The organism is uncultured Sphingomonas sp., assembly GCF_946477935.1.
Classification (GTDB): Bacteria; Pseudomonadota; Alphaproteobacteria; order Sphingomonadales; family Sphingomonadaceae; genus Sphingomonas.
The window spans coordinates 1-5,729 of record NZ_CAMLAC010000232.1; the positions used below are offsets into that span (position 1 = coordinate 1).

Annotated in this window: 7 protein-coding genes and 1 pseudogene; 3 read left to right on the forward strand and 5 right to left on the reverse strand. The window is 64.7% G+C overall.

Translation table 11 applies throughout. The features are described from left to right. From Q0U08_RS17210 to Q0U08_RS17220, 3 genes are all read left to right on the forward strand, one after another. The coding region (locus Q0U08_RS17210) for an SURF1 family protein (RefSeq protein ID WP_298092849.1) at nucleotides 1-519 on the forward strand (519 nt) is incomplete at its 5' end. Further along, the gene (locus tag Q0U08_RS17215) at nucleotides 516-1,826 is read left to right on the forward strand and encodes an ATP-binding protein (protein WP_298092850.1); all 1,311 of its coding nucleotides are present in this window, start codon (nucleotides 516-518) and stop codon (nucleotides 1,824-1,826) included. The genes Q0U08_RS17210 and Q0U08_RS17215, both read left to right, overlap by 4 nt. A gap of 23 nt (nucleotides 1,827-1,849) precedes the next feature. Next, nucleotides 1,850-2,383, forward strand: a complete 534-nt coding sequence (locus Q0U08_RS17220; RefSeq protein WP_298092852.1) for a response regulator transcription factor — start codon at nucleotides 1,850-1,852, stop codon at nucleotides 2,381-2,383. 51 nt (nucleotides 2,384-2,434) lie between these two features. Here Q0U08_RS17220 and Q0U08_RS17225 read toward each other — a convergent pair whose 3' ends face one another. From Q0U08_RS17225 to Q0U08_RS17245, 5 genes and pseudogenes are all read right to left on the reverse strand, one after another. After that, nucleotides 2,435-4,252: a DUF885 family protein gene (locus Q0U08_RS17225; protein ID WP_298092854.1), complete on the reverse strand. Its 1,818-nt coding sequence runs from the start codon at nucleotides 4,250-4,252 to the stop codon at nucleotides 2,435-2,437. Nucleotides 4,253-4,463: 211 nt separating this feature from the next. Then, nucleotides 4,464-4,856 carry a hypothetical protein gene (locus Q0U08_RS17230; protein WP_298092855.1) on the reverse strand — a complete coding sequence of 131 codons (393 nt, stop codon included), beginning with the start codon at nucleotides 4,854-4,856 and terminating at the stop codon, nucleotides 4,464-4,466. A gap of 3 nt (nucleotides 4,857-4,859) precedes the next feature. Then, nucleotides 4,860-5,192: a DUF3618 domain-containing protein gene (locus Q0U08_RS17235; protein WP_298092858.1), complete on the reverse strand. Its 333-nt coding sequence runs from the start codon at nucleotides 5,190-5,192 to the stop codon at nucleotides 4,860-4,862. Next, nucleotides 5,189-5,566 carry a phage holin family protein gene (locus Q0U08_RS17240; RefSeq protein ID WP_298092859.1) on the reverse strand — a complete coding sequence of 126 codons (378 nt, stop codon included), beginning with the start codon at nucleotides 5,564-5,566 and terminating at the stop codon, nucleotides 5,189-5,191. Before Q0U08_RS17240 ends, Q0U08_RS17235 begins: the two co-directional genes overlap by 4 nt. Continuing rightward, nucleotides 5,475-5,729 (reverse strand): annotated as a pseudogene (locus Q0U08_RS17245) (hypothetical protein); the annotation flags it as partial. The pseudogene Q0U08_RS17245 and the gene Q0U08_RS17240, both read right to left, overlap by 92 nt.

The window sequence follows — 5,729 nt, forward strand, 5'->3', positions numbered from 1 at the left end:
ATCCCCGCACCCCGCACCGCCGGCCCTGACGACGTCTATACCCGCGTCTTTGCCCAAGGGCGCTTCCTTCATGACCGCACCGTGCTGACCCAGGCGGTGACCGTCCATGGTCCCGGCTTTTGGGTGGTAACGCCGCTTCGTACGCCCGGCTTCGTCCTTCTGGTAAACCGCGGCTTCGTGGCTGCCCGCACCGGTTATGCGCGCCCCGACGGGATCATTCGCGTCACGGGTCTGATCCGCATGACGGAGCCCGGGGGCGGGTTCCTGCGCACGAACGACCCTGCCGCCAATCGCTGGTATTCACGCGACGTCGCCGCGATCGCTGCCGCCAGGGAACTGGGGCCGGTGGCGCCATACTTCATCGACGCCTCAGGACCTACGGTACCTGGTGGTCCTATCCCCGGTTTGACCCAGACGACATTCCCCAATTCGCATCTCAGCTATGCATTGACCTGGTACACGCTGGCCCTGATGTCTGCAGTGGGGACCGTCATCGCGATCCGTCGCGGCCACCGATGACCGATCGACCTATCCTTTCTTTCACAATGCGCCCCCGCGACCCAGACGTCGCCGCAGGCACCGCCAACATGCGGCAGCTTATTCATCTGCGCTGGTTGGCAGTGGCGGGGCAGTTGCTGACCATTATCGTCGTCAGCCAGGTCATGGCGGTCCCGTTGCCGCTCGCGCCGATGCTCGGCGTCGTTGGCATGGCCGCCATCGTCAACCTCGCCAATCACGTCAGACTGCGCTTCGACAGGGTAACGAACACCGAACTCCTCTTCGCCCTGATGTTCGACGTCGGCACGCTGACCTTACAGCTCTTCCTCTCCGGCGGCGCCACCAATCCGTTCATCTCCCTGTACCTCGTGCAAGTCGTCCTGGGCGCGGTTCTACTGGAACGCTGGTCCGCATGGGCATTGGCAGGACTGACCATCCTGTGCTTCGGATTGCTGTCGCTCCACAACCGTCCGCTGGCGTATCCGCCCCGGCTTTTCGGCGAAATCGCTGGACTTCACACCTGGGGGAACTGGCTGGGTTTTGCGCTGGTCGCGACGCTGTTGATCCTGTTCGTGACCCGCATCAGCCGCAATCAGCGCAACAGTGCGGGGCGCTTGGCCGATCTGCGCCAGCAGGCGTCCGAAGAAGAGCATATCGTCCGCATGGGCCTGCTCGCATCGGGCGCCGCGCATGAACTCGGGACACCCTTGGCCAGCCTGTCGGTCATCCTGGGCGACTGGCGGAGGATGCCGGCTTTGCGGGATGACCCTGTGCTGATGGGGGAGATCGCGGAGATGCAGGGGGAGGTGCAGCGATGCAAGGCGATCGTGACGCGCATCCTGCAGTCGGCCGGGGAGCCGAGGGGAGAGGCGGCGATGGCGTCGAATGTCGGCGATTTCATCGACGCGATCGTCGCGGGATGGCGAACGAGTAATGCGTCCGTTACGTTGGAATATCAATGTGATGCGGGCGATGCCAGCATCGTGTCAGACCCCGCAATAAAGCAGGCCGTGGTCAATGTACTGGACAACGCCGCAGAAGCGTCTCCGGAGTGGGTGGCACTGCGCGTCCGGCGTGAGGACGACGCGGTACGACTGGTGGTGACCGATCGCGGGCCGGGCTTTACGCCGCAGACCTTGGAACAGTTCGGAAAGCCCACACAATCCACCAAAGGCGAAGGGCACGGCGTGGGCTTGTTTCTCGCCGCCATGGTGATGCGCAAGCTGGGCGGTTCGGCCGAGGCGCGCAACAAAAGCGGCCCGGAGGGCGGTGCGGAGGTGACGTTGACGCTGCCCTTATCTACCATCGGCATCACTGAGCGAGAGTAAGATAAAGAGGCGAGAGGACAGACATGGCAGACGACCGGTCGCTGATAATCGTTGAGGATGACGAGACGTTCGCGCGCACGTTGCAGCGATCGTTCGAGCGGCGCGGTTATCATGTGACGGTCGCGGGGTCTCCGGACGCGCTGGCGGAGGTGTTGACGCGGCAGACGCCGGGCTATGCAGTGGTGGATCTGAAGCTGGGGCAGGCGTCCGGGCTGACGTGCGTGAAGACGCTGCACGCGCATGACCCCGACATGCTGATCGTCGTGCTGACCGGATTTGCCAGCATCGCCACCGCGGTAGAGGCGATCAAGCTGGGTGCGTGCCACTACCTTGCCAAGCCATCGAACACCGATGACATCGAGGCCGCATTCCACAAGGCGAGCGGCGACGCCACCACCGCGATCACCGACCGCCCCAGTTCGATCAAGACGCTGGAATGGGAACGGATCAACGAAACGCTGGCCGAAACCGGTTTCAACATCTCGGAAACCGCTCGCCGCCTGGGCATGCATCGCCGTACCCTGGCCCGCAAACTGGAGAAGCGGCACGTACCGTAAGGCGCCGGGTCCTGCTGTCGTGGGGCAAAGACCCGGCCCCGAGCCCTGGTATCAGCTCGCCGATCGCTGCTCCGCTACCCATTCATCGATCTTGCGTTCCAGCACGGGCATCGGCAGCGAACCGCTGTCGAGAACCGCGGCATGGAAACCGCGCGGATCGAACCGGTCGCCTAGCGCCGCCTTTGCCTTCGCCTTCGTGCGCAGGATCGTCAACTGTCCGACCTTGTATGCCAGTGCCTGACCCGGAATGGCGATGTAGCGTTCCACTTCCGCGGTCGCGTCAGTCGGCGACATTGGCGAATTTGCCAGCATGTAGTCAATCGCCTGCTGCCGGGTCCAACCCTTGGCATGAATGCCGGTGTCGACGACCAGACGCATCGCGCGCAGCATTTCGTCGCTCAGACCGCCCATCCGCTGGTAAGGATCGGTTTCCAACCCCAGTTCCGGCCACAGCGTTTCGGCGTAGAGCGCCCAGCCTTCGACATAGGCGGTGTTGCCCCCGAAGCGCATGAACGCGGGCAATGCGGTATTTTCCTGCGCGAGACTGATCTGAAAGTGATGACCCGGCACCGCTTCATGCAGGTAGAGCGTCTCGGTGCCCCAGGTATAGCGCGAGGGCAGATCATAGGTGTTGTAGTAGAATACGCCCGGCCGCGACCCATCGGGCGTGCCGCCTTGATAGGAGCCGCCGGCGTCGGTCTTTTCGCGGAACGCGGGCACCGGGCGGATCTCCAGCCGGGTTTTCGGCACCAGCGAAAATTGCGTAGCGATGCGCGTATTCACGCGCGCGGCAATCGCTTCATATGCACGGCGCAGTTCATCCGGCGTCTTGGGAGCAAATCGCGGATCGCTGCGCAGATAGGCGAAGAAGGCGGGCAACGTACCCTTGAAGCCTGCCGCCTGGCGCTGTGCCTCCATATCCTTCAGGATACGTGCGACCTCGGATAAGCCGAGTTGGTGGACCTCCTCGGCCTTCAGGGGCAGCGTGGTATTCGATTCGATCAAATAGGCATAGAGCCGGTCGCCGCCGGGCAGCGCGGACAGGCCGATGCTGGGCCGTGCCGCGGGCAGATAGGTGCTCGCCAGAAAGTCGCGCATCCTGCGTTCGGCCGGCAGGATCACATCGCGGACCTGGGTAGCATAGGCGGTGCGAAGGCGCGTCTGTTCGGCAGGGGGGATCGCGGCGGGGAAGGTCTTGACCGGGCCGTAGAAGGACGATCCTTCGACACCCTGGCCGATCAGATTGTCAAACTGGCCGATCATGTTCTGCACGACCAGTTTCGGCTGGACGACGCCCGCAGCCATGCCTTGCCGGAAGCGGACGATCGCCGCGTCGAGCAACCGGGCGTAATCCGCATTGCGCCGCAGGTTGTTCTCGTAATCGGTCACGGTGCGGAAGGGCGAGGCGCCTTCGGCCGATGCGACGTCGGGGTAATAGGCCTGGATACCGCCGAAATGGTCGAGCGGAAGCAATTTGGATATGGCGACCAGATCCGGCGCCCAGCCGCGCAGGGTCAAATCCGCCTGATGCCGGAATACGTCATAAGCCAGTTGGTCGACATGGCTGAGGCGTGCGCGATCGATCCCGTTCAGCGCGGCAAGATCGTCCCCGGCCGCTTTGCGTTCAGCGGTCATGTACGCGTCGGAAAAGATGTCGGCGAGGCCCGAGACGTGGCGAAGATCGCCGCGATAGACGCCGGACAATGGATTGCGGCGAAGCGATGCCTCGTCACTGTCGTGGAACAGGCGCTTCAGCCTGACATCCGCACGGCTGTCGCCGGCGACCGGGGCGGGGGGCGGTACGGCCTGCGCAAACAGGGGGGCAGCGGTGCCGGCGAGCAGCAGCGCAAAAATGGGCTTGAGAAGCAAGGGATGGTGTCTCCTGGAAGAGAAGACAGCCTAATGGAGCGGATCGCTTCCCGGCAAGGCCATCGCCACGCAGACTATCCGGATCGTTGCTGCTGACCCTACCGGGAACATGGCGAAACATGTTCCCGGTACGGATCCTAGATCATCGTGCGTTAAACCTGCATCATCACATCCGTTCGGCCTGAGCGAAGGGGATTCAACGCAGCTTGCTCTAGTGCTGGCGCGCCGACTGAGCGGCGGCGGTTCCAGCCGAACCTGCCGCCTTCGCCACGTCGGACAGGATCGACTTTGCGCGGTCCTTGGCAGCATCCTTGGTCAGCCCGCGCTGATCCAGTTCCTGCATGCCGGCCTCGCGCGCGGCCTGCGTTGCGGTCTTTACCGTTTCGGTGAGCTTGCGGCCCACCGGAGCGAGCAGCGCCTTCTCGCGGGTGGAGCGCGGGATCAGCGCGCCGACGAGGGCGCCCACCGCAAGACCGCCGACCAGGATGCCGAGCGGGTTGGTTTCGATCCGCGTCGCTGCCTGATGGGCAACATCCGCGGCCTTGTCCTTCGCCGCCTGCGTGCGGTCGGCGTGCGACGTATCGGAGTTCGAGGTGTCGGTCATGGATCACTCCTTCTCGGCAGCGGGCTTTTCCCGCAGCGCGGGGTGCTTCGCTGGAATGTCAGTATTCTTGGGGCGGCGGCGGAGCAGGCGGCAAAGCGGCTTGCGGACGAGGAACAAGCCGAGGAGTCCGGTCGCGCCCGCGACGACGCCCGGATTGCGCCGGGCATTGTCGACGCCGGAGCGCGCAGCCTGAAGGCCCGCCTCCCGGGCTTCGCGCGCGAGCAGCTTCGGATCCAGCCGGGCCTGCAATTGCCCGACCGTATGTGACAGCCGCTCGCGTGCCGCAGCAGCCTGTGCTTCCGCATCCGCGAGGTGACGTACGGGCTCATCGCTCATGCGCCATGCTCCGGCAGGACAGGTTGCTTCATGCGCGACTTGCCGACCATCGCCAAAATGCCGGCAATGATCAGCACCGCGACGACCACGATGGCAGTCGCCCCCAGCGGCCCGACCAATGTCGCCAGCGACAGGATCAGTCCGACGAGCAGCGCAATCAAGCCCGCCAAGGCGAGGACGCCCGCCGCCACGAAAAATACGGCGGCGGACTTGTAACGCGACACGCGTTCCAGCCCGCGAGCCTTGTACAGCGCGATTTCCGCCCCGACGAGGTTGCGACTGTCATCGACCAGCCGCCCGACCAGCGTCGTCAGCGTCTCTCCATCGCCCGCGACGGCGGGGGCGGGGGGCCGGATGGGCGACGACGCCTGCATCACGCGTCGCGCGGGTCCAGGCCGGACTGAACGACGCGCGCGGCCACGAAGCCGAGCGCTGCCGCCACGCCGATGGCGATCGCCGGACTGCTGCGCACGAAAGCACGCGCATCGTCCAGCAGGTCGATCAGAAGCTTGGCGAGCAATATGGCCCATATGCCCG

Bases quoted from the DNA above. Each gene is read 5' to 3' on its own strand.
- Q0U08_RS17235 (WP_298092858.1), bottom strand. From the start codon at position 5,192: ATGAGCGATGAGCCCGTACGTCACCTCGCGGATGCGGAAGCACAGGCT.
- Q0U08_RS17230 (WP_298092855.1), bottom strand. From the start codon at position 4,856: ATGACCGACACCTCGAACTCCGATACGTCGCACGCCGACCGCACGCAG.
- Q0U08_RS17240 (WP_298092859.1), bottom strand. From the start codon at position 5,566: ATGCAGGCGTCGTCGCCCATCCGGCCCCCCGCCCCCGCCGTCGCGGGC.
- Q0U08_RS17215 (WP_298092850.1), top strand. From the start codon at position 516: ATGACCGATCGACCTATCCTTTCTTTCACAATGCGCCCCCGCGACCCA.
- Q0U08_RS17220 (WP_298092852.1), top strand. From the start codon at position 1,850: ATGGCAGACGACCGGTCGCTGATAATCGTTGAGGATGACGAGACGTTC.